A 24,453-nucleotide genomic window follows, 5' to 3' on the forward strand; every position below is an offset into this window, starting at 1 on the left:
TCGGAGGGGGCGGACCCTCGTGTCGGTCCACCCCCTCGGCCACCTCAGCTCCGGCGACCGACGAGGTGTCCCCGCCGGTGCGCGAGCACGAGCAACACCGCGGTGACCGCGGAGCACAGGAGGACGGCGACGACGCTTGCCTCAGGGCCGAAGTCCCCACCGGTGAGCCAGGTCGGGCCCGAGGTGCCGGCGGTGACCAGGGCACCCTGTGCCTCTGCGCCGGACGTGACGGTCCCGAAGACCGCGACGATGGTGACGTTCCAGCCCAGGTGGAGCCCGATCGGCAGCCAGAGCGAGCGCGTGGCGACGTAGGCGGCGCCGAGCATGAGCCCTGCTTCGACTGCGACCGCGGTCGCGCCCCAGAGGGAGGCGCTGGGGTTGACCAGGTGCACGAGACCGAAGAGGGCACCGGATCCGCCGAGGGCCAGCCACGTGCCCCACCGCTGCTCGAGCAGGCGGAGGACCGCACCGCGGAACACGACCTCCTCGGCGACCGCGACGGCGCACATCATCCCGACGACCGTCAGCGCGCCGCTCACCGAGCCCCAGCCGGTGACCTGGTACCGGCCGAGCAGCGCGAGCACGCCGATCGTCGCCGTCGCCAGGAACAACCCGCCTGCGAGGCCGGTGAGGAGGCGTCGGGCCGCGCCTCGCGGCGCGAGCTCCGGGACGGGCCGGCGCTCGACCCGGCCCACGAGGAACCGGTACAGCCACAGCATGAGCACCGCCAGCAGCGGGCCCGCCAGCAGCGCGGCGACCGGGCTGTCGAGCGCCGAGGTGATCGAGCTCGTCACGACCATCCCGGCCACGAGCACGACGACCAGCACCGTGGCCCGCACCCAGCCCGTGGACCAGGGCCCGGTTCGCCCAGGGTCGGCCGTTGGGCCACCGGTCGGGGGGCCCGGCGTCGCGGGTGGCGTGTCCTCGAGAGTCTTGCTCATCGTGCGTCCTCCTCGTTCGGTACGGGATCGAGAACGACGCTACGGACGACGCGCGCCGGGGTCGTCACGCCGGGGAGGACATGTCCGGTCGCTCTCCAGAGGGACACCCCGGGCCGCAGATCAGTGGCCTCCGGCGAGCCCCAGGCGGTGGACGAGGACGACGGCCTGCACCCGGTCCCGCAGGTCGAGCTTCATGAGGATGCGGGAGACGTAGGTCTTCACCGTCTCGTGGCTGATGACGAGCGCGCGTGCGATCTCCGCGTTGGACAGGCCCTCCGCGACGAGGGCCAGCACCTCCCGTTCCCGTGCGGTGAGGGCATCGAGCGTCCCGGTGTCCGGGTCGGCGGGCCGCACCCGCTCGGCGAAGCGCCCGATGAGACCGCGCGTGATCGCGGGCGACAGCAGCGACTCACCCGCTGCGACGACCCGGATCGCGTGGAGGAGCTCCGCCGGGCGGGCGTCCTTGAGCAGGAACCCGCTGGCCCCTGCCCGGAGCGCGTCGAAGACGAGCGCGTCCAGGTTGAAGGTCGTCACGATGAGCACCTTCGCGGGGTCGCTCACGTCTGGTCCGGCGATCCGGCGCGTGGCCTCGATACCGTCCAGCTGGGGCATCCGGATGTCCATGACGACGACGTCTGGACGTTCCCGTGCGACGACATGGACGGCGGACCGGCCGTCGGCCGCCTCCCCGACCACCTGCAGGTCGGGCTGCGCGCCGATGATCGTGGCGAACCCGGTGCGGACGAGCTCCTGGTCGTCGCACACCACGACCCGGATGGGCGGTGCCGCCGCCTCCGCGCTCATGCCGGGATCCGGGCGTGTACGACGAATTGGCCGTCGACCGGGCCCGCTTCCAGGACCCCGCCGAGCAGCGCGACGCGCTCCCGCAAGCCGATCAGCCCCTGCCCGCTGCCGCGGCCCAGCCCCGGCTCGAGCGCCGGCTGCGTCGTCACTGCCACCTCCACCCCACTCTCCTCGTACTGGACCCGCACCTGAGTCGCGGCACCGCGGGCGTGCTTCATCGCGTTCGTCAGGGCCTCCTGCACCAGTCGGGTCACCGCTAGTGAGGTCGCCGCCCCGAGGGGCGGCGGCTCACCCAGCTGGACGAGCTCGACAGCCTGGCCGGCCGCACGAGCCCTCGCGACCAGCTCCTCGACGTCGACGACGGCGGGCTCCCTGGTGGTCCCGTCGTCGGCTCCGTCCAACGCGCCGAGCAGTCCGCGCAGGTCGGTGAGCGCTGCCCGCCCGGTCTCGCTGATCGTGGTGAGCACGGCCGCCGTCGCGTCGCGGTCCGGGCTGTAGTGCGCGGCGTCGGCCTGGACGACCATGGCGGTGACGTGGTGGGTGACGACGTCGTGCAGCTCCCGGGCGATGCGGCTGCGTTCCCGCTCGACGGCGGCACGCTCCACCTTCCGACGGCGGTTCTCCTGAACCTCTGCTCGACCGCGCAGCCAGCTCCCCACCAGCCACAGCGACGCCAGCAGGAGCCCGAACACCACGAAGTCCCAGGCACCGGTGGGCGAACCGGCGGCCGCCAGCGCCACGGTCAGGAGGACGTAGCCGGCCGCCGCGCACCCGGCGGTGAGCACGCGACGGCGCTGGGTCAGTGCTCCCGCCGCCACGAGCGCGACCAGCAGCCCGAGGGCGGCGAACGTCGTCGGATAGCCGAGCAGCTGGTAGGCGCCGAACGCCGTGCCGATGACGGCGAGGCCGGCGGGGGGCCAGCGGCGCAGGAGGCCGACCGCGGCCCCCTGAGCGACGAGCAGGACCCATCCCACGGGGTCCATCGCCCGGTCAGGAAGCTCGGCGAGGTCCACGCCCTGGCGCTCCACGCCGGGGACGAGGGCCAGACCCACGAGCGCGACGGCGAGGAGGACCTCCCAGCGGCGGCCGAGTGGCGCGGGGCGAGCATCCATACGAGACGCGGACCTTTCGCGGGGGTCGGGAGCCGCATCGGTGACGTGGCGCCGCCCACGGTCTCACGGCACGCGCCGGTCACGACAGGCCGATCACCGGGCAAGACCGGGCTACGACCGCAACTCCCAGCGGTCACCCGCGCCCGGGACCGCGCCACGACGGCCACCTGGGTCCGGGCCTAGGCAGGCCGGGCCGGACGTGGCACGATCGGCGCCGTGGACACCGCCGCGGAGCAGCGCCTGCAGGACCTCGCGCTGCTGCGCCGTGTCCGCGACCGGATCGACCGCGAGTACGCGCAGCCCCTCGACGTCGCCGCCCTGGCCCGCGGCGTCCACATGTCCGCCGGGCACCTGAGCCGGGAGTTCCGCCGCGCCTACGGCGAGCCGCCCTACTCCTACCTCATGACCCGCCGCATCGAGCGCGCGATGACGCTGCTGCGCCGGGGCGAGCTCAGCGTCACCGAGGTCTGCTTCGCCGTCGGCTTCTCCTCGCTGGGGACGTTCAGCACGCGGTTCCGGGAGCTCGTCGGGGTGCCGCCCAGCGCCTACCGCGAGCGCGCCTCGGACCTGCCCGGGGGGATCCCCCCGTGCGTCTCCAAACGCGTCACCAGACCGGTCAGGAATCAAGAAGCCCGCGCTGCTGCCCTGCCCCTAGCGTGACCCTCATGGACATCAGCATTCACGCCAGCTTCCTCCCCATCACCGACCCGGAGGCCTCGCTCGCCTTCTACCGGGACGCCCTCGGCTTCGAGGTCCGCCAGGACGTCGGCCAGGGCGCCATGCGCTGGATCACCATCGGTGCGCCCAGCCAGCCCGGCACCTCGATCGTCCTCTACCCGCCGACGGCGGACCCGAACATCACCGAGGACGAGCAGCGGACCATCGCTGAGATGATGGCCAAGGGCACCTTCGCCAGCGTCCTCCTCGCCACCCCGGACCTCGACGCCGCCTTCGAGCGGGCCCAGGCCGCCGACGTCGAGGTCATGCAGGAGCCCACCGACCAGGACTGGGGCGTGCGGGACTGCGCGTTCCGCGACCCGGCCGGCAACACCGTCCGGCTCCAGCAGAGTTGACGCGACCCGAACGGAGACCCGGATGACGACGACCGACACCTCGACGGCCCCCGCGACGCAGGCCGACACCCACGACCTCATCCGGGTGCGCGGCGCCCGGGAGAACAACCTCCGTGACGTCGACGTCGACATCCCCAAGCGGCGGCTCACCGTGTTCACCGGGGTCTCCGGCTCGGGCAAGAGCTCCCTCGTCTTCGACACCGTGGCGGCGGAGTCCCGCCGGCTCATCAACGAGACCTACAGCACCTTCCTCCAGGGCTTCATGCCCACCCAGGCACGCCCCGACGTCGACGTCCTCGAGGGCCTGACGACGGCGATCATCGTCGACCAGGAGCGGCTCGGCGCGAACCCGCGCTCGACCGTCGGCACGGTGACCGACGCCAACGCGTTCCTGCGCATGCTCTTCAGCCGGCTGGGTGAGCCGCACGTCGGCTCTCCGAACGCCTACTCCTTCAACGTCCCGTCGGTCACCTCGCAGGGGGCCATCTCCGTCGGCGGGAAGAAGGCCGTCAAGGCGACCTTCAACCAGCTCGGCGGCATGTGCCCCCGCTGCGAGGGACGCGGCGCGGTCACCGAGATCGACCTCGCCCAGCTCTACGACGACTCGAAGTCGCTGGCCGAGGGCGCCATCACCGTCCCGGGGTACGTCGCCGACGGCTGGTACGTCAAGCTCTTCATGGAGTCCGGCTTCCTCAAGCCGGACAAGGCGATCCGCGACTACACCAAGCGCGAGCTCCACGACTTTCTCCACAAGGAGCCGGTCAAGGTCCCCGTCGGCGGGGCGAACATGACCTACGAGGGCCTGGTCCCGAAGATCAAGAAGTCGATGCTCGCCAAGGACCGCGACGCGATGCAGCCCCACATCCGGGCCTTCGTCGACCGCGCCGTCGTCTACCAGACCTGCCCCGACTGTGAGGGCACGCGGCTGGCCCCCCACGCCCGCGACTCGACGATCCGCGGCACCAGCATCGCCGACGCCTGCGCGATGCAGATCAGCGATCTCGCCGAGTGGGTGCGCGGGCTTGAGGAGCCCTCCGTCGGCCCGCTGCTGGACAACCTGCGCCACCTGCTCGACTCCTTCGTCGGGATCGGGCTGGGGTACCTGTCCCTCGAGCGCCCCTCGGGGACGCTGTCCGGCGGCGAGGCCCAGCGCGTCAAGATGATCCGTCACCTCGGCTCCTCGCTCACCGACGTCACCTACGTCTTCGACGAGCCCACGGTCGGCCTGCACCCCCACGACATCGAGCGGATGAACGCCCTGCTGACGCAGCTGCGCGACAAGGGCAACACCGTCCTCGTCGTCGAGCACAAGCCCGAGACGATCGCCATCGCCGACCACGTCGTCGACCTCGGCCCGGAAGCCGGCACCGGCGGCGGGGAGATCGTCTACGAGGGCAGCCTCGAGGGCCTGCGGGGGAGCGGCACGCTCACCGGCCGCCACCTCGACGACCGGGTGCGGCTCAAGGACACCGTCCGCGAGCGCACCGGCGTCCTCGAGATCCGCGGCGCACGGCAGAACAACCTCACCGGGGTCGACGTCGACGTCCCCACCGGCGTCCTCACCGTCGTCACCGGCGTGGCCGGCTCCGGCAAGAGCTCCCTCATCCACGGCAACCTCGGCGGGCGCGAGGGCGTCATCGTCGTGGACCAGGGCCAGATCAAGGGCTCGCGCCGCTCCAACCCGGCCACCTACACCGGCCTGCTCGAGCCGGTGCGCAAGGCCTTCGCCAAGGCCAACGGCGTCAAGCCGGCGCTGTTCAGCGCGAACTCCGAGGGTGCGTGCCCGGTGTGCAACGGCGCCGGGGTCATCTTTACCGAGCTCGGCTTCATGGACACCGTCAGCACCACCTGCGAGGAGTGCGAGGGCCGGCGCTTCCAGGCCGCCGTTCTCGAGTACACCCTCGGCGGACGGAACATCGCCGAGGTGCTCGAGATGCCGGTCGCCGAGGCGGAGGCCTTCTTCGCCGACGGCGAGGCCCGCACCCCCGCCGCGCACGCCATCCTCGAGCGCCTCGCCGACGTCGGCCTCGGCTACCTCACCCTCGGCCAGCCGCTCACCACGCTCTCCGGTGGGGAGCGCCAGCGGCTCAAGCTTGCGGTCCACATGGGGGAGAAGGGATCCACCCTCGTCCTCGACGAGCCGACCACCGGCCTGCACCTCGCCGACGTCCAGCAGCTCCTCGCGCTGCTCGACTGCCTCGTCGACTCCGGCCGCACGGTCGTCGTCATCGAGCACCACCAGGCCGTCATGGCGCACGCGGACTGGATCATCGACCTCGGCCCGGGCGCCGGGAACGACGGCGGACGCGTCGTCTTCGAGGGCACCCCCGCCGACCTCGTCGCGACACGCGCGACGCTGACCGGCGAGCACCTGGCCGCGTACGTCGGCGCCTGAGCAGCTTCCGCGAACGACTGAGGCCCGGCTCAGGTGTGTGAATCCCCGATGACGACGCACTGCGGCACCCTTGGTGTGCCACCGTCCCGACGGCCGCGGAGATGGCCGCGCTGCTCGGGGACGCGCACGACGCGCGCGCGACCCCTGATGAGCCTTGCGACCTCGCGACGACCGACCTCACCTGCCGGTCCTCGCTGGAGTCTGCTTCGCGGGCGCCGCTGGCGGCGCCGACACTGACGTGCACGGGGGCGGTCGACACCCCCGCGGGCTACGTCGACGGCACGTGGAGCTGGACTGCTGAGGCGTGCAAGGTCCACGACCGTCGTGACACAGACAGGTATGGAACGACGCCGTTCGCCCCTCAGCGCGTGGTCGGCAGCGCTGGCGCTGCTCGTCCCTGCCGCGTGCGGTGTCCCGGCCGCACAGGGCGCCTGCATCTCTTGGGTACCCGCCGCCGACGACGCCGCCCGAACGGAGCTGGCCGACGTCGTCGTGGAGGGCCGGCCGCTCGATAAGGTCGGGGAGCGGGCCATGTTCGGGGTGACCGCGACGGTGTGGCGCGTCGAGGTCGACCGCGTCCTCAAGGGGACGGCCGAGCCGGGAACCACCATCGACGTCGCCGCCACCCCACGCTCGTGCGAGGCAGGAGGCGCGTACCCCGACGGTGACCCCCTGGACGCGGCGGGCCGGCTCCGGCTCTACCTCAGCGACTCGGACTTCGGGATCGAGGGCACCGAGGCCGGCCTCGCGCTCATCACGCCGTTCGACGGCGTCGGCGCTGCGGAGCGCTGACGGCGCGAGCACGCGACCGGTAGCCTTGCCCCCGGGGGACCGGATGACGACGACGTTCATGGAAGGCCCGCTCGTGGCAACGCCCGCCCCCAGCCCTGCAGTCCCTACCGCCAGCAGCAGTGCGCTGACCTGGCTCATGCTCGTGTTCGCTGCCCCAGTCCCGATCGGGGTCGTGCTCGCGTTCCTCCCGCAGCTGCGGGACATCGGCGAGGTCTCGCACTGGCCGTGGGACGACTACGGGTTCCTCGGCTGGTGGCTCGTGCCCCTCAGCCTGGCCGTGGCCGCCGCTCTCGGCGCGGCGCGGCCGGTAGGTGCGCGGAGCCGCGCGGTCCGGGTGCTGAGCGTCCTCGCGGTGCTGACGACGGCGGCGCTGTTCCTCGACCCCTGACACGGGCACCGGGCTCACCAGCCGTCGTGGCCTTGTGCCCGGGCCGAAGGCCCCGATCGTTGGCCTGCTCCAGGAGCTGGCGCGGCGTAAGACCGGTCTTGGTCTCGACGGCGTCGAGGCAGGCCTGGATGGACATCGCGGCTCCTCTCCGCGGGAGCGCCGGGCGCGCCCCGGTGTGCGTCACCGTACAGAGCGGTCAACCCCGCCGTTCGAGGGCAGCGGCGCGTCACCTGCGTCAGCGGGAGAGAACCCGCTCGAGCGGGATGCTGCCGTCCTGCCAGGGGAGCAGGGCCCACAGCGCGACGTAGAGCACCCACCCGATGCCCGGCAGCAGGAACGCGAGCAGGAGGAGCAGGCGCACGATGATGACGTTGGCGCCGAGGCGGGCGGCGACCCCACCGCAGACGCCGCCGAGGATGCGTTGGGGGCCGCGCCGGAAGCCGGTGCGGCGGATGCTGTCGAAGAAGGTGCTCATGGCGTCCACGCTAGGGCCGCCGCCGGTGCCCGGGCATCGGGGAGCACCCTGATCTCACCCTGGTCGCCGTTGCCATGAGCGTGGTGCGCGGGGATCACCCGTCCGGAGGCCTCAGGGCGTCCCGAGAAGCTGCAGGCGGACGACGAGCTCGCCACGGCTACGCGTCTCCGTCCTGGCGGACACGGCCTTGAGGTGGACCTGCACCGTGGAGGGGAGATGGTGAGGTGGCGCGCGGTGTCCGTCGTCGGGCTGCCGCCGAGGAGCTCACGACACACCTCCCGCTCGCGGGCCGTGAGCGCGAACGCGGCGAGCAGCGGGCCGAGGAGCTGGGCGCCCGTCTCGATGACGACGGCGGTCTGACGGCCATCGACCAGCAGCCGGCAGCCGTGGAGGAGCACCCGGCCGCCCTCGCGGGTCTGGACGCGGTTGGGAGCCGTTCCCTGCCGCGCGTGCCACGCGCCGGCGGCGAGCGGCGTCATGAGGACGACGAAGCGGCCAGGTGCGCCGTCGCTACTCGCGCCGTCGCGGCAGCCAGCTGATGGGAGCGCTCAGCCAGGCGTCCCTCCGATCGTCGCGCGTGTGGCCGCCCTGCGGTCGCTCAAGCCGCGTCCCACCAGCGCAGCACGCGCAGGGCCCGCAGGGTCACCCACCGGCTCGGGAAGCCCTCGCTCTCGCCGAGGTCGAGCAGGGTGGGTCCCTCGTGGTGCAGCTCCAGGGTCCACAGCCCTCGTTCGTCCGCCTTGCCGCGGACGAGCTCGACCGCCTCCGCGAGTCGCGGGTCGCGGCGGTCGGCCAGCCGGAAGTGCTCGAGGCCGCGCAGGACGTCGTGGTACCAGCGCACGGGGTAGGAGAGCATCGTCATCCGGGGGTCGGCGACGGTGCCGTCGGAGCGGCGGCGGAACAGGCCACGGTCGAGGAGGTACTCCTCGCCCGAGTGCCGGGCGGCGCGCACGTCGGCGTCGTCGTGTCCGGCACGCTGCCACGCGAGCAGGCCCTCGACGACGCACACGGTCGAGTGGAAGGAGGAGACCGAGGCACCGTGCTCGGCCCAGCAGTTCCACCCGCCGTCGGGCAGGCGGCCGGCCAGCAGGGTGGAGACCATGGGGGAGGCGTCCTGCTCGAAGTACGCGGCCGTGCGCAGCGCGACGCCGTCGATGCAGGGCTCGACCTCGCCGTCGAAAAAAGGCTCGCCCTCGTGCTCCCAGCGCACGTGCTCGCGCACCAGGGCGAGGGCGTGTGCGGCCTGCGGGCTGTGCGGGTCCAGGCCGAGGTCGGCGAGCTGCTGGAGGGCGAAGTGGGTGGCCGTCCACGCGTCGAAGAAGGGACGAGACTCGTCCACCCACCCGGGCCGGTAGGTGCCGCCGTCCCAGCGTCCGTCGTCGGCCTGCTCGGCCAGGAGCTGCGCGCCCCAGCCGGTTGTCGCGACTCGGGCGCGCTCGGCGGCCACTTCGCCCTGCGGTGCGTCGGTGAGGTCGGCGAGCACCTGCCAGCGCAGTCCGGGATCCGAGTCGAGCAGCCAGGCCACGACGTCCATGCGCGGAACACTACGCCCGCCCGTGCCCGGAGTCGTCGACACGGCATTTCGTCGGGTCCCGGCACAGGTCGCAACGATCTTGGCGACGTCACGGCAGGGGGAATGAGAGCTCGGGCCGGACCCCTCAGTCGTCAGTCACGCGCCAACGCCCAGGTGCTGAGGCCTATCACGCCGCCGGCCGCCAGCCCGATCCGAGTGTGGGCGTACCTGACGCCGCGTGCCGTGAGCCGCTCGCCCCACCGGTAGATCGCCCGCTCGCCCGCCACCGTCCCCACGACGCTCAGCACAACCAGCGCCACACCGGCCGCTATCCTCACCGGCCGGACGCCGTTCGGTGGGTTGCCGCCCAGCGCGAGTGCCTGCGCGTCGATCGCCGGCTCGGTCGCCATCCGTGCCACCAGGGTGGTGGGGACCGACTCGGCTGCTGGCGCGTCTCCGCCGCCCTCAGCGGCGGCGTCCGCGGTGTCGCCGTCGGCCGCCTGTGCGGCTCGTACGGCTCGCGCGGCGGCCCACGCCGCACCGCCGACGATCACCGCCACCTTGAGCGACCCGCGTGCCCGACGCGACGCGACGACGTCGGGCAGCGCGTACCAGCCCCCGGTCAGCACACCGTTGACGACGGCGTCCGCCGCCGCTCCATGTCCGCCTTGCCTACCCACGTACGCTCCCTCGTTTGGTGTCGAGCCACTAACGCCCGGACGGCCGCTCGAGTTCCAAGCCGGACGCCATCATTGTCGTTGGTCGAGTTGGGCGCCGGTCCTCACACTGAGTGCACGACGAAGTACTGATCGCCTTCGCAGCCATTCGGAAGGTGCTCAGCGATCGACGGAGGCATTTCGCTGTAACCGCCCCCCAGCGACACGGGATCGCCGACGGAGAACGTGTGGCCGAACCCGGAAAGCTCGCCGGCTTCGTCGTCCCAGGTGAAGTCGGTCGGGAAGACGGGAACGACGATCCGTCCGGTGGCATCAACCACCGTGAGGCAGCTGTTCTCCAGTGCGACCGTGCCTTCGAGAAGCGCGGCGTCTCCCTCGCCCCAGTCGCTGGTTCTCGTGTAGGAGGCCGCAGGTGAATCGGCGTCTGCCTCTGGAGGCGTTGTCGACGAGGAGCATGCAGTGAGCGCGACCGCCGCAAAGGCAAGTGTCAACCACGGGGACTGGCCCCCCGAGCTGGTGGTCCGCATGTAGCCAGCCTGTCAGCCGCCGTGCCCGTCCGGTGCCGCGCCAGAGCGGTGACGCCAGATCGTTACCCCGCGCGCCATCGTGGATCGGCCGGGACCGGTACCTCTGCCAGTCGCTCCCACCGGTGCGAGCTGGTGTCGAATCTCGACGGCGACGAACTCTGAGAGGTCAGGTAACGGCTGGCAGCACGCACAGCTCGTTGCCGGAGGGGTCGGCGTAGACACGCCACGGCAGGTCGCCCCAGCCGGGGCCGAGCTCCCGGCCGCCTCGCGCGATGATGCCCGCGGCGACGGCGTCAACGTCGTCACCGGGCTCGAGTCGGACGTCGAGATGGATCCTGTTCTTCGCGTCGCCCTTGGGTGCCGGCTCCGGCCAGAGCTCGAGCAGCGGCCCGCGCCGAGAGGGGTACACGTTCGGGAACCATGTCAGTGGTCGCGGTGTCGTCGAAGTCGGTGGCGGGCTGGGCGAGCTCGGGCGCGACATGGTGGTCTCGAAGACGGAGAGCGCTCCGTCTGGCTCGCCGGCGATGATGGCGACGTCCACCCTGCTCGACTGCGTGGGCAGGGCGGCGGGGCTCACGGCGGACTGAGGCACTGAGAAGCGACCGGCGTGGTCGGTGTGCACGGTCGCGGCCCGATCCGCCTTGACGGCGGGGCCGGTGGTCTGGGCCTGAGACACTTCAGTCTCGGGCTGGAGGATGAAGAGCCGCACTGGCACGTTCGACGCGACATCGGGTCCCGATACAGATCCGCTCAGGATCACATCGGTCGGCGGGGTTGCAGCCTCTGTCGTTGCCGTTGCAGCGGGAAGGGTGGAAGCGGACATTACGGCCGCCGCCAGAATTGAAACGAACATGCTCTTTCGCATGGAGCCGTCCCTTTGATTCGGGTCACATGGGTTTGGCCGTCGTTTGTGAACGTAGCGAGTAGGAGAGGTGCGCACGATCATTCCAAAGGATGATCGGAACCCTTCTTCGCCCGGTCGCGGGCCCTCCAGAGGTCAACGCACGCTCGGTTAGTTGTGCCGTTCTGACGACTACCCTCCCCTGAGGGGCGCCTGACGGTCACGCGTGCGCTGATTGGTGGCTCTTCGGACTTCCGGTGGGGAGTGGGACTCGCGGCGGTAGCTGAGGGCGGGTAGGGGTCGAGGTCCTCGATGATCGGTAGCGACCAAGCAACCGTTCGTCCCGAGGACCTCGACGATGACCAACGTTACGGGGTGCAGTGATGCGCCCACCACTGATCCCTGCGTCCGCTGCGACACACTCCTGGGCATTCAACGACGGGCAGGTCATCGACACCCTCACCCCCAGGACCGGGCGACGCAGCGAGAACGACGCCTTGGTCCGCGTCGAGCCGTCCTGGGACCGCGCCGAGCACCCAGGCTCGTGGCGGGCGGTGTGGGCCTACTCGGCCAAGCGCGCCGCGCGCGACCACAAGACCCTCACCCTGCAGGAGAACCGCGCGAAGGCCGTCGTCGCCGGCGAGAAGGCCTCCCGCACGCCCTGGTTCGTGAAGAAGAACGGCGGGGCACCGTGCTCGACGCGGCGTCCCTGGCCCGAGCCCGGCGCCTGGTCGGACTGAAGGGCTACGTCACCAACATCCCCTCCACCGTGATGTCCGCCGGCGAGGTCATCTCCTCTTACCACGACCTGTGGCAGGTCGAGGCATCGTTCCGCATGTCCAAGACTGACCTCAGGGCCAGACCCCTGTTCGCCAGGAAACGCGACGCGATCGAGGCCCACCTGACCGTCGTCTTCACCGCCCTGGCCGTCTCCCGGGAGGTCCAGAACCGCACCGGCCTGGCCATCCGCAACGTCGTCCGCCAGCTTCGCCCGCTGCGCTCGGCCACCATCGCGATCAACGCCAGCAGCCAGACCTTCCCGCCCGAGATCCCCGCCGACAAGCAGGCCATCCTCGAGGCCATCCACCGCCCCCGACTCACGCACTAACGAAATGACCAAACTCAGGTCGAAGGGCTCGCCGGGCAGCTGGGGGTGGACTGGAAGACGCTGTGGCGCGCGATCAAGCCCCGACTGGTGGAGTTGGCCGCCGATGAGTCCCGCTTCGCCGGGGTGGTCAGCGGCGGTGTCATAGCGTCGTAGCAACGGTGCTGGTCGGGTGAGGGGTTGCATGTGGTGCGCAGGATGCTGACGGCGACGGATCGGGCGGAGATCTCCACGGGGCTCAAGGCGGGGTGGACGGTGCGCAGGATCGCCGAGCACCTCGACCGTTCCCCGTCGGTGATCTCGCGCGAGATCCGGCGTAACTCGACCAAGACGCGCGGGTACAAGATGGTCACCGCTGACTGCCGGGCCCAGCGGCGCCGGTCCCGGCCCCAGAGGGGGAAGGTCGAGGCCGACCCGGTGCTGCGTACCCGGGTGCTGGCCGATCTGAAGCACTCACGCACCCCGCGTCAAGTCGCCGGACGCTTGCACCTGGAGGCCCACGACGAGAGCGTGGGCCTGATGAAGGGATCCGTGCCGGCCGGCGGCAAGACGGTCAGCCACGAGGCGATCTACCGGTTCATCTACGCCCTGCCCAAGGGCGAGCTCGCCGCGCACGGAGTCATGCTGCGCTCCAAGCGCACCAGACGCCGCGCACCCAAGCCGCTGGGCCAGCGCGGTGCCCCGATCGTGGGGATGGTCAGCATCGATGACCGCGAGGACCTGGCCGAGCGGCGCGTGCCCGGCCACTGGGAAGGGGATCTGGTGATCGGCGCCCACGGCCGCTCCGCGGCCGCCACGCTGGTTGAGCGCACGACGAGGTTCACCACGATTTTGGCGCTGCCGGCGGGCAAGGACAGTGAGCACCTCGCCGACGCCCTGATCGACAACGCCGACGAGCTGCCCGCGATGATGCGCAAGTCGCTGACCTGGGACCAGGGCAGCGAGATGGCCAAGCACGCCGCCCTCACCCTGGCGACGCAGATGCCGGTCTACTTCGCCCACCCGCACTCCCCGTGGGAGCGCGGCACCAACGAGAACACCAACGGCCTCATCCGCGAGTACCTGCCCAAGGGAACCGCGATCCCGGCACACCAGCCCTACCTGACCTCGATCGCCGAAGAACTCAACGAACGCCCCCGTGCCATCCTCGGCTACCTCACCGCACGCGAAGCCTTCGAACGACTCCTGACCGACAGCGTTGCTCCGACGGCTTGACACCGCCAGCCTCGGGGTCGATGAGCATATCTGGCACCACGTCGACCCGCGGCGTCGCGGTGCCAAGGAGCTCACCGGGATGGTTGACCTGACCCGCGACGCCCAGGGCAAGATCCGGGCCCGGCTGTTGGACCTGGTGCCCGGACGGTCGAAGAAGGCCTACGCCGACTGGCTGAATGACCGCAGCGCCGACTTCCGTGCCGGAGTCCAGGTCGCCGCGCTGGATCCCTTCGCCGGCTACAAGAGCGCGATCGCCGACGAGCTCGCCGACGCCACCGCCGTGCTCGACGCCTCCCACGTCGTCAAGCTCGGCACCCAGGCCGTCGATGAGGTCCGTCGACGGGTCCAGCAAGAGACCCTGGGCCACCGAGGACGCAAGGGCGACCCGCTCTACGGCATCCAGCGCATCCAGCGCATCCTGCGCGCCGGCGCCGGGAACCTCACCGACCGCCAACTCACCCGCCTCGCGGCGGCCATCGAGACCGACGAGGCACACCAAGCCGTCTACCTCGCCTAGCGCTGCGCCCAGGGCCTACGCGCGACCTACCGCTGCGCCGACCTGGCGGCCGGCCGGGCGATGGCCGAACGCGTCCTGACGATCTTCCACACCTGCCCAATCCCCGAGGTCGCCCGCCTGGAACGCACACTGCGCGCTGGAGAGACGCGTTCTTGGCCATTTCACCACCGGACGATTTAACAACGGCGGCACCGAGGCCATCAACGGCATCATCGAGCTCCACCGACGCCTGGCCCGCGGCTACCGCAACCTCAACAACTACCGCCTCCGGATGCTCCTCGCCGCCGGAGGACTCAAGACCTGATCCCTACCGAATGTCCGAAGAGCCTGATTGGTGTGCCCGTTCCGGACTCCCGGACATGCTCTGCCCCAGCGGTTGTGAGTGCGCCGGATTTGGTAGCGGCGGTTGGGCTCCGTGAGCGGTGGCAGTGAGGTCAGCAGGTACTGGGGGCGGTCGTGGGGCCGTCGTACTGGGGTGTCGGTAACGGTGTGGGCACCGGTGAAGAGGTCGCCGGCCAGTCGGTGCTGTCCTCGTCGGTGTGCGCCTCGAAGAGGACGGCCAGGACGAGGGAGGTCCGCCACCACGCGTCACTGCTGATCGACGGCTTCCGCTGGGTCCAGCGCGTCGTCGAGGAGAGCTTCTGCATCGTGCACCTCCCAGTCTGGTTAGCCCCTGAACGGGGCTAGCTTCGGAACGGGGCACACAGATGAGCCAGAGGAGAGAAGCGTACAACCCACCGCCCACACGCGCACGTATCGTGAGGCGCGAGCGGCGAAGCGCGATCTGGGCGCGCCGAGACGTGCTACCCGAGGACATTTTGGACCACCATTGACAGCAACATCTGTCGTCGCTAACGTCTCGCTCGAGCGGTAGTGAGGCCGCGATCATACGATCTATGGGGGTTCGTTATGCGCGCTCGAAGGCTCGCCGCAACGCTGGTTGCCGGAGCAATGCTCGGATTCGGATTGACCACTGCAGCAAGCGCCGAGGACGTTTTCACGTCGAATTTCTCGAACATCCCGTACAACTTCGAGACGAGGCGCTGGACGGACAACAACAAGGACTCGGTCTCCACCGCCATCACCCTGTCCTACTGCATCAACTCCTCATCCGGTGGGACGACGGCGGACCCGCGGCTGGAACTCCGTCGCAATCGGACCGCCCTTCCGGACGTTTCTCACGGTGAGAAGCAACTGGGGAACTGTCGCAACGCCACCAAGACTGGCTCATGGGGGCGGATGACTACCAAGGGTGAGTACTTCTTCCGCTACCGCGGCGTCAACAACACGACCCAGCGTCTGTCTGCGAGCACCGTGAAGGTCGCGTGGTAGTTGCAGACACCCGTCAGTCCACGCTCGTCTGCGAGGGGATAACGCACCGCTACGGTCTCGGTCGACCGGTGCTGCGCGACTTCTCCTGGACGCTGCCCGAAGGACGAACCGCACTCCTCGGTCCTAACGGTGCGGGCAAGAGCACCCTCCTGGGGATCATCGCCGGCGCGATCGTGCCGACGGGGGGAACGCTCTCCATCCCGGGCGCCAACTCGACGCGGCGCGCCTACCGACGTGCTGTGGGCTGGATGCCCCAGGAAGGGGAGACCGCACCACACTTGACGGTTCACGAGAACGTCGCGTACTTCGGCTGGCTGAAGGGCATGTCGCGGGGCGCCGCTCGAGACTCGGCCAAGGCGGCAGTGTCGCTGGTCGGCTTGGCCGAGCAGATCGGCCGCAAGGCGAGGACCCTGTCCGGAGGGCAGCTCCGCCGGCTGTTCCTGGCGCAGGCGCTCGTCCACTCTCCGTCGCTTCTCGCGCTGGACGAGCCATCGGTCGGACTGGACCCGGCACAGCGGGAGCGGCTCCGGCGGGTGCTGCTCGGGCTCGAAGGTGTCGACATCCTGGTCTCGACCCACCAGGTCGATGACATCGACGACCTCTTCGACACCGTCGCGGTGATGTCACGTGGCGAGCTGGTGTTCACCGGCACGGTGGAGGATTTTCTCAAGCGGGCGCCCGACGGTCCCAGACGGGCGGAGCAGGCCTACCTGACGCTGGTACCGGACACAGACCTGTGAACCCGGGCGTCATCGGGCTCGGCAGGCTGACCGTGCTGGCCGCGGCGGTCGCCGTCGTCGTCGCACTCTGCGGCAGCGTCCTGGGCCTGACTCCGAGCGATCTGCGGGGAGTGTCGCTCACCACGACGGCGACGTTCACCCTTATCTTCATCGTGCCGATCGTCGCGACAGCCGGCGCGTTCGCCGGTGCCACTCAACGGCGCATCGCGGGTAGCCTCCGGTCCGGCGTGCGCCACCCCGCTCGCAGTGCCTTGAGCGTCGCGGCCGCTCAGGCGATGGTGGGCCTGTTCGGTGTCGTGCTCGCCGCGGTTATCGTCATGGCGACCGAGGACGCCTGGGTCCTGCCCCATCTGCCGCTGCTGGGTGTCGCTGCCCTCAGCCTGACCGCCGCGAGCCTCACCGGCCAGGCGCTCGGGCGGTTCGTCCCCGTCGTCATCGCGGCGCCGCTCCTCCTCGCCCTCGGTTACGTGGTCATGGCAGTACCGGCGGCAATGAGCAGTCCGCTGTGGCTCCGCCACCTGTTCCTCGTCGAGGACTGCTGCAGTCCCGAGCACGCTCTCGCACCCCAAGTCCTCATCGCCCAGACGATCCTGTGGGGGAGCCTGGCCGTCGGCGCCCTCATCATGACGCTCCGCAGACTTCCCAGGGTCGCGCTCGTTGCGGCCTCCGTCGTCGTTGTGGTCGTAGGTGCTCAGCTGGCTGCCGTGCAGGTCGACGACTTCGACTGGAGTCCCACCGTCCCGCGAACCTCCGAACTGTCATGCGCCCAATCCGACGGCGTCGAGGTGTGCGTCTGGCCCGAGCACGACGAGGCCTTGGACGGCCTTCTCACCGCAGCGCACGAAGTGGCGCGGGTAGGGGAGACGTACGACCTGACCGTCCCCTCCTCGTACTCCGAAGACACCACCAGTGGGGCGGCGCCCCTCGTCGTGCACCCGGACCACCTCGCACAGTCTGATCTCGCGGCGGCGATCTCCATGGCGATCCCCGGTGACCCGACTCGTTGCGAGGCTCCCGATGGTGGGATCCCCGGCGAGCTCGTCAACGCGTGGTACCTGTTGACGTCCTGGTGGGTGGACCAGACGACCGGCACACCGCGTCCGGACCTGGAAGCGATGTGGGCGAAGGACTACCTCACCGAGGCGACGGACACCGCCGCGCGAGTCCGTGACCTCACTGCCGCGATCGAGACCTGCGACCCGACGATGGCTCCGGCTCCATGACCTTGTGGCTCCGCGTCCACCGCTCGATCACGCCGGCCGTCATCGTTGTAATGTGCGCCATCCTGAGCGGCCTCATCGGCACCACGCGGCTTCCCGCACTCAACCTCACCGGACACTTCTACGAGGGATTCCCCGTCAGGGTGGTGCTACCGGCCATCGCCTCGAGTTCGGTACTGGCGTCGCTCGCGACGCCCACCTCACGCGCCCAACGAGCGGCGAGTCGTCCACCTGCCGCGCTAGAGATCCGGCACGTCCTTGGCTTCGTCGTCCTGGCCGGACTCTTAGCCGAAGCGCTCACACTCGTCAGTGGGTCCGGTGACCTGGGCGTGTTCACACGCAACGTGGCTGGTATGGCGGGCGCCGGTCTGCTGTTCAGGCGTCACTTCGGCGTCGTCGTCGCAGCCATCGTCCCGGTCGCCTGGGGGATAGCCATGCTCACGTTCGGCAACCCCAACGGTGACCAGCTCATGTCCTGGCCGGGGCTGCCGAGCCTGTCCGTGGACTCACTGGTGCAGCCGGCACTCTTGCTCGTGGCGGGACTCCTCGTGGGCACCGGCCGTGGCGTTACCACGCGCGCGAGCTAGCCCACGGCCGTCACTCCTCGAGCGAGGGGAAGGGGTCGCTACGCTCACCTCCATGCTTCCTGACCTGCTGCGCCCTGGCCTTCGCGTCGTCATCGTCGGCACGGCCGTCGCGACGGCGTCTGCAGCCCGGGGGCACTACTACGCGGGACGTGGCAACAAGTTCTGGCACTTTTGCACGACAGCGCCCTCACCTCGCGGATACTTCGCCCCGAGGCCGATCACACGCTCCTCGAGCACGGCGTCGGCGTGACGGACCTGAACAGGATGGCCGCCCAGTCCCACGACCGCGCCCCTTACCTGCGACGTCGACGGCTTCGAGCGCCGCATCTCGGCTGCGCAGCCGCGGTGGGTGGCGTTCAACGGCCTTACCGCTGCCCGAGCATGGGCGCGAGCGATGGGCACCGCCCGACCTGATCTCGGTGTCCTACCGTCCGCCACGGTCCACGGCGCCCCGGTGTTCGTCTTGCCAAATTCCTCGGGGGCCTTCGCCACGATGCCGTACGGCGAGAAGTTGAGGTGGTGGTCGAAGCTCGCCGACCTCGCTACGGCGCGCGGAGGGACGAGTCGTCTCACCTGTTTCAACTCGTCCTGGGTAACTGGCAGCAACGGGAAGCGATGAGGCGGGAGTAGCCCCTATCGGCGCACGTGCTGCCGTTCTCGTGGTCGGTGCTGATGTGGTCGCGCGGCAGAGTGATACGCGCCGGGTCACTGCCGGGTTTGGCGTTCACCCGTAGGTTTAGCTGGGCGGCTCAGGTGAAGGTACGTCCCATGGTGGTGGTCCGTCACTGAACGCTTGCAGCGCCGCGACACTCGTGTCCCCGCTGGGCGCGCACTCCTCCGGAAGCGTTGGCACTATCGGCTCGTCGCCGGATCCGGGGTTGATATAGCCGCCACCCGCCCAGACCTCGTCGCCAACGGTGACCGTGCCAAAATTCGGAACGTCAACGCTTACGCCATCCGCGCTGAGGGTTGACCCATGAGGCCACAGCACTGGTATGTCGGTTGGGTCGTCCGTGAGTGCGAGGCATCCGTGCTCGGTGCGGACGATGACGCCGGAGAGCGACGCGTCCATCACGCCGTTTACCTCTGCCGAAACCAGGATGACGCTGCCGTTCTCGTGCTGCACCGACGGTCCTGCCGTGCTGGTCGTGCTCGGGCTGCTGACCGGCGTGGCCGGGTTGTCGGGCGTTGAGCCGGCGCAACCTGCCGTGAGGGCGAAGGTGACAATCCCTCCTGCAGCGGCCAGAGCGCGGGTCTCCATACCTTGACTATGTCTTCCCAGCGCGTGTCCTTGCTGTGGAATGAGCAGGCGCGTGCGTGGCGAACGGGATTTCCGCAACACCCAGGGGCGTTTACGTCTCGGCAGCTTCAGCGGCGGGTGGCGATGTAGCGGCTGTAGGTGGCGGCTGCAGCTACGGCGTGTCGTTCAAGGGTGGCGGTGTTGTAGCCGAGGATCTCGGCGAGGACCGGGATCGGGCTCGTCTTGGTGAGCTCGCTCAGCGTGCTCAGGCGAGCCGCTCGGGTCGAGCACACGGTCTTGAGCCGTTGGCGTAGGTGTGCCGCGCTGATGTGCTGGCCGGGGGAGTGGCCTCTGAAGATCCAGGTCGTGTCGGGGTGTGCGGCTGTCTGACCGTGTCCAGGCTCGGCATGGAGTTGGCGCAGCGGCTCGTCGAGCGGTGGTGGCAGCATGATTGGCGCGGCGCCAATGGTGATGGTGGCCAGCTCCTCGGCGATGGTGGCGTCGTCCCAGGTGAGCCGGACGACGTGCGCGATCTGCTGGCCGAGTACGAGAACGAGGATGGCAGCGAGGCGGTCTCTGGGGGTGAGGTTGTCGTGGTGTGCGAGGGCCTGGACGGCTCGGCTCTGCTCGGCGGCGGGCAGCCTGTGGGCGGTGCCGCGGCGGTGGGGCTCCATCCGCAGGATCGGGTCCACGAGGGAGGTCTTGGTTGCCCAGGCGAGGAAGCGGCTGGCGAACTCCCGGGTCGAGGGCCCGCCGGCCTGCCAGGCGTCGATGTCGCTCTGGGTGAGTCGGCTGAGTGTGGTGCCGCGGTCGGTGAGCCAGTTCAGGAAGTCGATGGTGACCGTCGTGGTCTGCTTCGAGCGTAGGAAGGTGCCACGGGTGACCTCGCCAGGTGCGGTGTTCATCCGGCGAAGGAGGTGCCAGCGGACGAAGCGGCGGGCGATGTCGCGGTGCTCGCCCTCAGGCAGCCGGTCGAGCGCCTGGTCGCTCCAGGTCTTGAACCGGGCGAGGAGCTCGTCGCGGCGGGGCAGCGCGCCGTGCTCGACGAGCAGTCCGCGGACGTAGTCCCGGGTGCGCGAGGCGGGCAGGGCGTCAAGCGCGTCGTGGCTGGTTGTCGGGGCGGCGGCGAGCTCGGCGAGGAAGTCGGTGACGTGGGGCTGGTTGATCCAGGTCAGTCCGCTGTTGGGTCGGTCCATCGCCTTCAGGGCGGTTGCCACCGGCAGGAGCGCGGGGTGGATCTGTGCGGTGGTGGGGTTGGTCAGGAGCCGGTGGACGGTCGTTGAGAGCACGCAGCGCCAGCAGTGGCCACCGGAGTGCAGCTCGTCCTCGGCACCGCAGCTGGTGCAGTCGACGTTGAGCTTCACGCCGCTGCAGGCTCGGCATGCCGGCCGGGCGTCGATTCGGCCGGGCAGCACTCCGGTGTGGCCGCAGGCGCAGGTTCCTCTGGTGCGCTTGGCGGCCAAGTAGCAGTAGCCGCAGACCCGCCCGTCAGGCCAGGATGCGACGAGCTGGTGGTGCTCTTCGCAGCGCGTGCACGGCTCGGGCCAGGTCAGGGGGTCGCTGGGCTTGCGAGGCCTAGCCATCGTCGTCCGGGGGGGATCACGCGGATCCGGCGCGCGATGGGGTGGCCGGGCTTGACGCCGATGTCCTCTGGCCGGCGGGGTGCGTTGGCGGTGGCGGCAGCGCGCATCTCCACGACCGGCTCGAACAGTTCGCGGGGTGTGCAGTCGAGGATGTCGCACAGCGCGGCGAAGGTGCGGGCGGGGATGCGCTCAGGTGTTCCGGTGACCAGGCGGTAGGCCTGGCTCTCGGAGAGGTCGATGCCGCGCGATTGAAGCAGGGGCAGGAGCTCGGTGCTCTTCCACAGGTTGCGCTGGGCCATCATGGTCCGCAGGTGCCAGCGGTAGCCGATGCGGCGCTGCTCAGGCATCGCAGGTCTCCTTGGGGTTGGCGATCCGCCGGGCGATCATCTGCTAGATGGCCCGCTGCTTGAAGTCGGCCGAGACCGATGTGTACAGCCCGGTGGTCGAGGCGTGGGAGTGGCCGACCTGGGTCTGGATGAAGGCGGGGTCGTAGCCTGCCTCGACCAGGTGGGTGACGTAGGAGTGGCGCAGGCAGTGCAGGCCGAGCTCCCTGGGCAGCCCGAGCTCGTCGCGGAGCTGGGAGAACGCATCACCCAAGCTGCCCAGCCGCACCCGGTCGCCGCGTTCGCTGGGCCACAGCGCTGCGGAGCGCTCGGCGGTGGAGAAGCGGCCCCGGCCCTCGGGCGCGGTCCAGAACTGCAGCAGGGGCACGACCCAGTCGAACTCCGGCACCGTCAGCACGGCGCGTCGACGTGGGCCCGACCCCGCGGTGCCCGTGGCCCAGCGGATCTGGACCGCGCCGAACTGTCCGAAGTCGCTCACGTGCGGGTTGGGGCCGAAGTCGTGCAGGTCGAGCATCGTCAGCTCCCGGCGCCGCAGCCCGTAGGCGTAGCAGAGCTTGAAGGCGATCGAGTCGCGCAGCGCGGGCAGCCACCGTTTGCTGCCGGTCGCGTACTCGCGGTCGACCCGGTCATCGAGGTGGTCGAATAGCCGCTGCAGCTCCGCCCTGGTGAAGGCGCGGCGGCCCGGTGGGACGGCGTCCTCGGCGGTGTGCCGCGGGGTGTTCCACTCGAAGCTGATCCGCGACGGGACGTCACCGAACGTTCGTTCGCAGAACGGCGCCCAGCCGTACACCGGCTGCGTCAGGTAGCTGCAGAACGCCGCCACCGCGTTGGCGTCCGCACGCAGCGTGGTCAGGCTGATCGGCCGGTCGCCGGAGCGCCGCTTGGCGAGATAGTCCTCAAGGTCCACCGGGCGCCACTGCCACGGGAACGTGCCAGCGAACCGCTGGAACCGCTCCAAGACGCCACAGCGGCCCTTGATGGTGTGCGTCGTCAGCCCGCGAGCCAGCATCTGCGTGCGCCAGCCGTCGACCATGGCCGCGAACACGCGCTCGTCGGCGCGGAGCAAGCCCACACTGGCATCGCTCAGAACCGCTGGGACGATGCAGGAAACGTAGGCCCACTCCCGTTGGTTATCGCCGATAATGTACATTATGTCAATCTGCTCAAGCTCTGCGCTGGGCGCTCTCGTCCCCGGCCCCCTGCCGGGCCGCGCCGCTCTCCCCCCGGCTCGGCTGCTTGATCGACCGTGTCACGGTGAACTTGCCGTTGTCGCCCATCACCTTGGTGGACCCGACGATGCGGCGCAGTGCGCCGGCATGACCGAGCCGAGAGTTGAACACCGTCCACAGCTCACCACCGGGACGGAGCACCCGGGCGGCCCCCTTGAACAGCTCGATCGCGACGTCGGGCTGCACGCTGGCACCGACGTGGAAGGGCGGGTTGCACACGATGAGGTCAGCCGAGACAGGCGGCTGGCTCTCGAGTCCGTCCTCCCGCACCACCTGGACGCGCTCGCCGAGTGAGTTCGCCTCGATCGTGGCGCGGGTGGAGCGCACGGCGGCGCTGGACGTGTCGGTCGCGACGACGTCGAGGTCCGGGCGGGCCGCGGCGAGCTGTGCAGCGAGCACGCCGGTGCCGCAGCCGAGATCGATGGCGTCGCGCGCCTGGGGGCTCATCTCCCCCAGGAACGTCAGGAGGTAGCGCGTCCCCAGGTCGAGGGACGGGCCGGCGAAGGCGGCACCGTGGGCAGCGATCCACACGCCGTGCTGCTCGTCGAAATGCTTGCGCGGGAAGGACGGGAAGGTTCCGGGCGGCGTCGGCTGCCGAGCGACGAGGCAGCGTGACTTCTGTCTCGCGAGCGACGCCGTGACATCGGCGAAGTGCCGGCCCAGGACCTCGTTCATGCTGCGCGACATGTGCTTGAGGCGGCCGCCCGCGATGACCACGACGTCGGGTTCCGCGTGGGCGGCGACCAGCTCGGCGACCTCCTCGAGCGCCGCGAGCCCGCGCGGCAGCTGTAGCAGGACGACGCGGGCGCCGGTCACGAGCTCCGGGACGAGGCTCAGCGACCGGTAGGTCCCGACGAGACCGCCCCGCTCGGCGTTGGCCTCGAGCGCGCGCTCATGGACGAGGGTGTCCTGGTGCACGCGCACGTCGCGTGCCCCGTGCAGCGCGATCGCGCCGAGGGCGAGGGCGCCGTACCTGTCGCCGATCACGACCACCTCCCCCGGGCCCGCTGTGGCAAGCGCCGTCGCGGCCTCATCGAGGACAAGCCGGTCGGTGGCGTCGACGGCGCCGAGGTCGGGAGCCTCCACGTCGGGGTATCTGCGGAGCTGGTCGAGGTCGAACGCGGGCGCACTCATCCCGTCATCATCCCAGCACCGCTCCCCCGCGGGCGTCCCGCCATCGACGGCGTGAGCATCACGTCGGCTGCGTCGGAGCGGGCCGGCCGTACCGGTTCCAGCTCGTCATCTCCTCGAGCGGCTTGCGGCCTGACAGCTGTGGGGTCGCCTGGGGCTCGCTCGTGTCGGTGTACCCCAGGCCGATGGCCGACCACGGCTCGAGGTGGTCGGGCAGGCCGAGCAGCTCGCGCACCTGCTGACGCGCAGCCGGGTTGCTGAACCACGCCGTCCCGCTACCGATGCCCAGGCCGGCGGCAGCAAGCATGACGCGCTCGGCCAGCCGGCCGTCGTCGTAGGCGACGGAGCGCCCCTCCCCCTCGACCGCGACGACGATCGAGGCGGCCACGCCGTCGAGGAAGCCGGTGAAGGCCCCGAGGTTCGCGAGCCCGGAGTTGAGGGCGCTGTCGGTCACGACCACCAGGTGCCACGGCTGCGTATTCTTCGCACTCCCCGTCCACCGGGCGACCTCGAGGATGCGATCGAGGTCCTCGCGTGCGACCGGCGTCGGGAGGAACCGGCGCGACTGCCGCAGGGCGCGAAGCGTGGCGAGGACGTCGGGCTCGGGAGGGGTCGTCATCGGCCCATCATGCACCGCAGAGCACGACGCCCCCGGGAGCGTGTGCTCCCGGG

Annotated in this window: 26 protein-coding genes and 2 pseudogenes; 13 read left to right on the top strand and 15 right to left on the bottom strand. The window is 70.4% G+C overall.

The window, feature by feature from the left end:
• Window positions 1-44 precede the first annotated feature (44 nt).
• The 3 genes from M3148_RS02595 to M3148_RS02605 form a co-directional block, all read right to left on the bottom strand.
• Window positions 45-941 carry a CPBP family intramembrane glutamic endopeptidase gene (locus M3148_RS02595; protein ID WP_251303091.1) on the bottom strand — a complete coding sequence of 299 codons (897 nt, stop codon included), beginning with the start codon at window positions 939-941 and terminating at the stop codon, window positions 45-47.
• A 120-nt stretch (window positions 942-1,061) separates the two neighbouring features.
• Window positions 1,062-1,745: a response regulator gene (locus M3148_RS02600; protein WP_251303092.1), complete on the bottom strand. Its 684-nt coding sequence runs from the start codon at window positions 1,743-1,745 to the stop codon at window positions 1,062-1,064.
• On the bottom strand, window positions 1,742-2,857 hold the full coding sequence (locus M3148_RS02605; RefSeq protein WP_251303093.1) for a sensor histidine kinase: 1,116 nt from the start codon (window positions 2,855-2,857) through the stop codon (window positions 1,742-1,744). Before M3148_RS02605 ends, M3148_RS02600 begins: the two co-directional genes overlap by 4 nt.
• Window positions 2,858-3,073: 216 nt before the next feature.
• On the opposite strand from M3148_RS02605, the gene M3148_RS02610 reads away from it, so the two are divergent.
• The 5 genes from M3148_RS02610 (at window position 3,074) to M3148_RS02630 (ending at window position 7,505) form a co-directional block, all read left to right on the top strand.
• Entirely contained in the window at window positions 3,074-3,517 is a 444-nt protein-coding gene (locus tag M3148_RS02610; protein WP_251303094.1) for a helix-turn-helix transcriptional regulator, read from the top strand.
• A gap of 5 nt (window positions 3,518-3,522) precedes the next feature.
• Window positions 3,523-3,930: a VOC family protein gene (locus tag M3148_RS02615; protein WP_251303095.1), complete on the top strand. Its 408-nt coding sequence runs from the start codon at window positions 3,523-3,525 to the stop codon at window positions 3,928-3,930.
• Window positions 3,931-3,952: 22 nt separating this feature from the next.
• Window positions 3,953-6,325 carry an ATP-binding cassette domain-containing protein gene (locus M3148_RS02620; RefSeq protein WP_251303096.1) on the top strand — a complete coding sequence of 791 codons (2,373 nt, stop codon included), beginning with the start codon at window positions 3,953-3,955 and terminating at the stop codon, window positions 6,323-6,325.
• A gap of 339 nt (window positions 6,326-6,664) precedes the next feature.
• Window positions 6,665-7,117, top strand: a complete 453-nt coding sequence (locus M3148_RS02625) for a hypothetical protein (protein ID WP_251303097.1) — start codon at window positions 6,665-6,667, stop codon at window positions 7,115-7,117.
• Between the two features lie 43 nt (window positions 7,118-7,160).
• Window positions 7,161-7,505: a hypothetical protein gene (locus tag M3148_RS02630; protein WP_251303394.1), complete on the top strand. Its 345-nt coding sequence runs from the start codon at window positions 7,161-7,163 to the stop codon at window positions 7,503-7,505.
• Window positions 7,506-7,740: 235 nt separating this feature from the next.
• Here the strand turns inward: M3148_RS02630 and M3148_RS02640 are convergent, their stop codons facing one another.
• Window positions 7,741-7,980 (bottom strand): PspC domain-containing protein, encoded by a 240-nt coding sequence (locus M3148_RS02640; RefSeq protein WP_251303098.1) that lies wholly within the window; start codon window positions 7,978-7,980, stop codon window positions 7,741-7,743.
• Window positions 7,981-8,204: 224 nt separating this feature from the next.
• On the opposite strand from M3148_RS02640, the gene M3148_RS02645 reads away from it, so the two are divergent.
• The gene (locus tag M3148_RS02645; protein WP_251303099.1) at window positions 8,205-8,519 is read left to right on the top strand and encodes a hypothetical protein; all 315 of its coding nucleotides are present in this window, start codon (window positions 8,205-8,207) and stop codon (window positions 8,517-8,519) included.
• 59 nt (window positions 8,520-8,578) lie between these two features.
• Here the strand turns inward: M3148_RS02645 and M3148_RS02650 are convergent, their stop codons facing one another.
• The 4 genes from M3148_RS02650 to M3148_RS02665 form a co-directional block, all read right to left on the bottom strand.
• Window positions 8,579-9,514: a hypothetical protein gene (locus M3148_RS02650; RefSeq protein WP_251303100.1), complete on the bottom strand. Its 936-nt coding sequence runs from the start codon at window positions 9,512-9,514 to the stop codon at window positions 8,579-8,581.
• A 131-nt stretch (window positions 9,515-9,645) separates the two neighbouring features.
• The gene (locus tag M3148_RS02655; protein WP_251303395.1) at window positions 9,646-10,173 is read right to left on the bottom strand and encodes a hypothetical protein; all 528 of its coding nucleotides are present in this window, start codon (window positions 10,171-10,173) and stop codon (window positions 9,646-9,648) included.
• A 101-nt stretch (window positions 10,174-10,274) separates the two neighbouring features.
• Window positions 10,275-10,697 (bottom strand): hypothetical protein, encoded by a 423-nt coding sequence (locus M3148_RS02660; protein WP_251303397.1) that lies wholly within the window; start codon window positions 10,695-10,697, stop codon window positions 10,275-10,277.
• A gap of 166 nt (window positions 10,698-10,863) precedes the next feature.
• Complete coding sequence (locus tag M3148_RS02665; protein ID WP_251303101.1) at window positions 10,864-11,562, bottom strand: VOC family protein; 699 nt, start codon at window positions 11,560-11,562, stop codon at window positions 10,864-10,866.
• Window positions 11,563-11,969: 407 nt separating this feature from the next.
• Between M3148_RS02665 and M3148_RS02670 the strand changes: the two are divergent.
• From M3148_RS02670 to M3148_RS18885, 3 genes and pseudogenes are all read left to right on the top strand, one after another.
• A pseudogene (locus M3148_RS02670) lies at window positions 11,970-12,646 on the top strand (IS1634 family transposase); the annotation flags it as partial.
• A gap of 195 nt (window positions 12,647-12,841) precedes the next feature.
• Window positions 12,842-13,858, top strand: a complete 1,017-nt coding sequence (locus tag M3148_RS02675; RefSeq protein WP_251303102.1) for an IS30 family transposase — start codon at window positions 12,842-12,844, stop codon at window positions 13,856-13,858.
• A 7-nt stretch (window positions 13,859-13,865) separates the two neighbouring features.
• Window positions 13,866-14,679: pseudogene (locus M3148_RS18885) on the top strand (ISL3 family transposase); the annotation flags it as partial.
• A gap of 130 nt (window positions 14,680-14,809) precedes the next feature.
• Here the strand turns inward: M3148_RS18885 and M3148_RS02685 are convergent.
• Window positions 14,810-15,022 (bottom strand): hypothetical protein, encoded by a 213-nt coding sequence (locus M3148_RS02685; protein WP_251303103.1) that lies wholly within the window; start codon window positions 15,020-15,022, stop codon window positions 14,810-14,812.
• A 262-nt stretch (window positions 15,023-15,284) separates the two neighbouring features.
• Here M3148_RS02685 and M3148_RS02690 point away from each other — a divergent pair, with 262 nt between their 5' ends.
• The 4 genes from M3148_RS02690 (at window position 15,285) to M3148_RS02705 (ending at window position 18,254) form a co-directional block, all read left to right on the top strand.
• Window positions 15,285-15,707 (top strand): hypothetical protein, encoded by a 423-nt coding sequence (locus M3148_RS02690; RefSeq protein ID WP_251303104.1) that lies wholly within the window; start codon window positions 15,285-15,287, stop codon window positions 15,705-15,707.
• Between the two features lie 68 nt (window positions 15,708-15,775).
• A complete protein-coding gene (locus tag M3148_RS02695; protein WP_251303105.1) occupies window positions 15,776-16,447 on the top strand; it encodes an ABC transporter ATP-binding protein in 672 nt (223 codons plus the stop codon).
• Window positions 16,444-17,670, top strand: coding sequence for a DUF7224 domain-containing protein (locus M3148_RS02700; RefSeq protein ID WP_251303106.1), 1,227 nt, complete (start codon window positions 16,444-16,446; stop codon window positions 17,668-17,670). The genes M3148_RS02695 and M3148_RS02700 overlap by 4 nt, the downstream gene beginning before the upstream one ends.
• A complete protein-coding gene (locus M3148_RS02705) occupies window positions 17,667-18,254 on the top strand; it encodes a hypothetical protein (RefSeq protein ID WP_251303107.1) in 588 nt (195 codons plus the stop codon). The genes M3148_RS02700 and M3148_RS02705 overlap by 4 nt, the downstream gene beginning before the upstream one ends.
• A 736-nt stretch (window positions 18,255-18,990) precedes the next feature.
• Here the strand turns inward: M3148_RS02705 and M3148_RS02710 are convergent.
• The 6 genes from M3148_RS02710 to M3148_RS02735 form a co-directional block, all read right to left on the bottom strand.
• Window positions 18,991-19,515, bottom strand: coding sequence for a hypothetical protein (locus M3148_RS02710; RefSeq protein WP_251303108.1), 525 nt, complete (start codon window positions 19,513-19,515; stop codon window positions 18,991-18,993).
• Window positions 19,516-19,622: 107 nt separating this feature from the next.
• Window positions 19,623-20,858: a Fis family transcriptional regulator gene (locus tag M3148_RS02715; RefSeq protein WP_251303109.1), complete on the bottom strand. Its 1,236-nt coding sequence runs from the start codon at window positions 20,856-20,858 to the stop codon at window positions 19,623-19,625.
• Between the two features lie 185 nt (window positions 20,859-21,043).
• Complete coding sequence (locus M3148_RS02720; protein WP_251303110.1) at window positions 21,044-21,424, bottom strand: helix-turn-helix domain-containing protein; 381 nt, start codon at window positions 21,422-21,424, stop codon at window positions 21,044-21,046.
• Window positions 21,425-21,467: 43 nt separating this feature from the next.
• Window positions 21,468-22,493, bottom strand: a complete 1,026-nt coding sequence (locus tag M3148_RS02725; RefSeq protein WP_251303111.1) for a tyrosine-type recombinase/integrase — start codon at window positions 22,491-22,493, stop codon at window positions 21,468-21,470.
• 91 nt (window positions 22,494-22,584) lie between these two features.
• Window positions 22,585-23,784, bottom strand: coding sequence for a class I SAM-dependent methyltransferase (locus M3148_RS02730; protein ID WP_251303112.1), 1,200 nt, complete (start codon window positions 23,782-23,784; stop codon window positions 22,585-22,587).
• A 58-nt stretch (window positions 23,785-23,842) separates the two neighbouring features.
• Window positions 23,843-24,400 (bottom strand): nitroreductase family protein, encoded by a 558-nt coding sequence (locus M3148_RS02735; RefSeq protein WP_251303113.1) that lies wholly within the window; start codon window positions 24,398-24,400, stop codon window positions 23,843-23,845.
• Window positions 24,401-24,453 lie beyond the last annotated feature (53 nt).

The organism is Georgenia satyanarayanai, assembly GCF_023715365.1.
GTDB lineage: Bacteria > Actinomycetota > Actinomycetes > Actinomycetales > Actinomycetaceae > Oceanitalea > Oceanitalea satyanarayanai_B.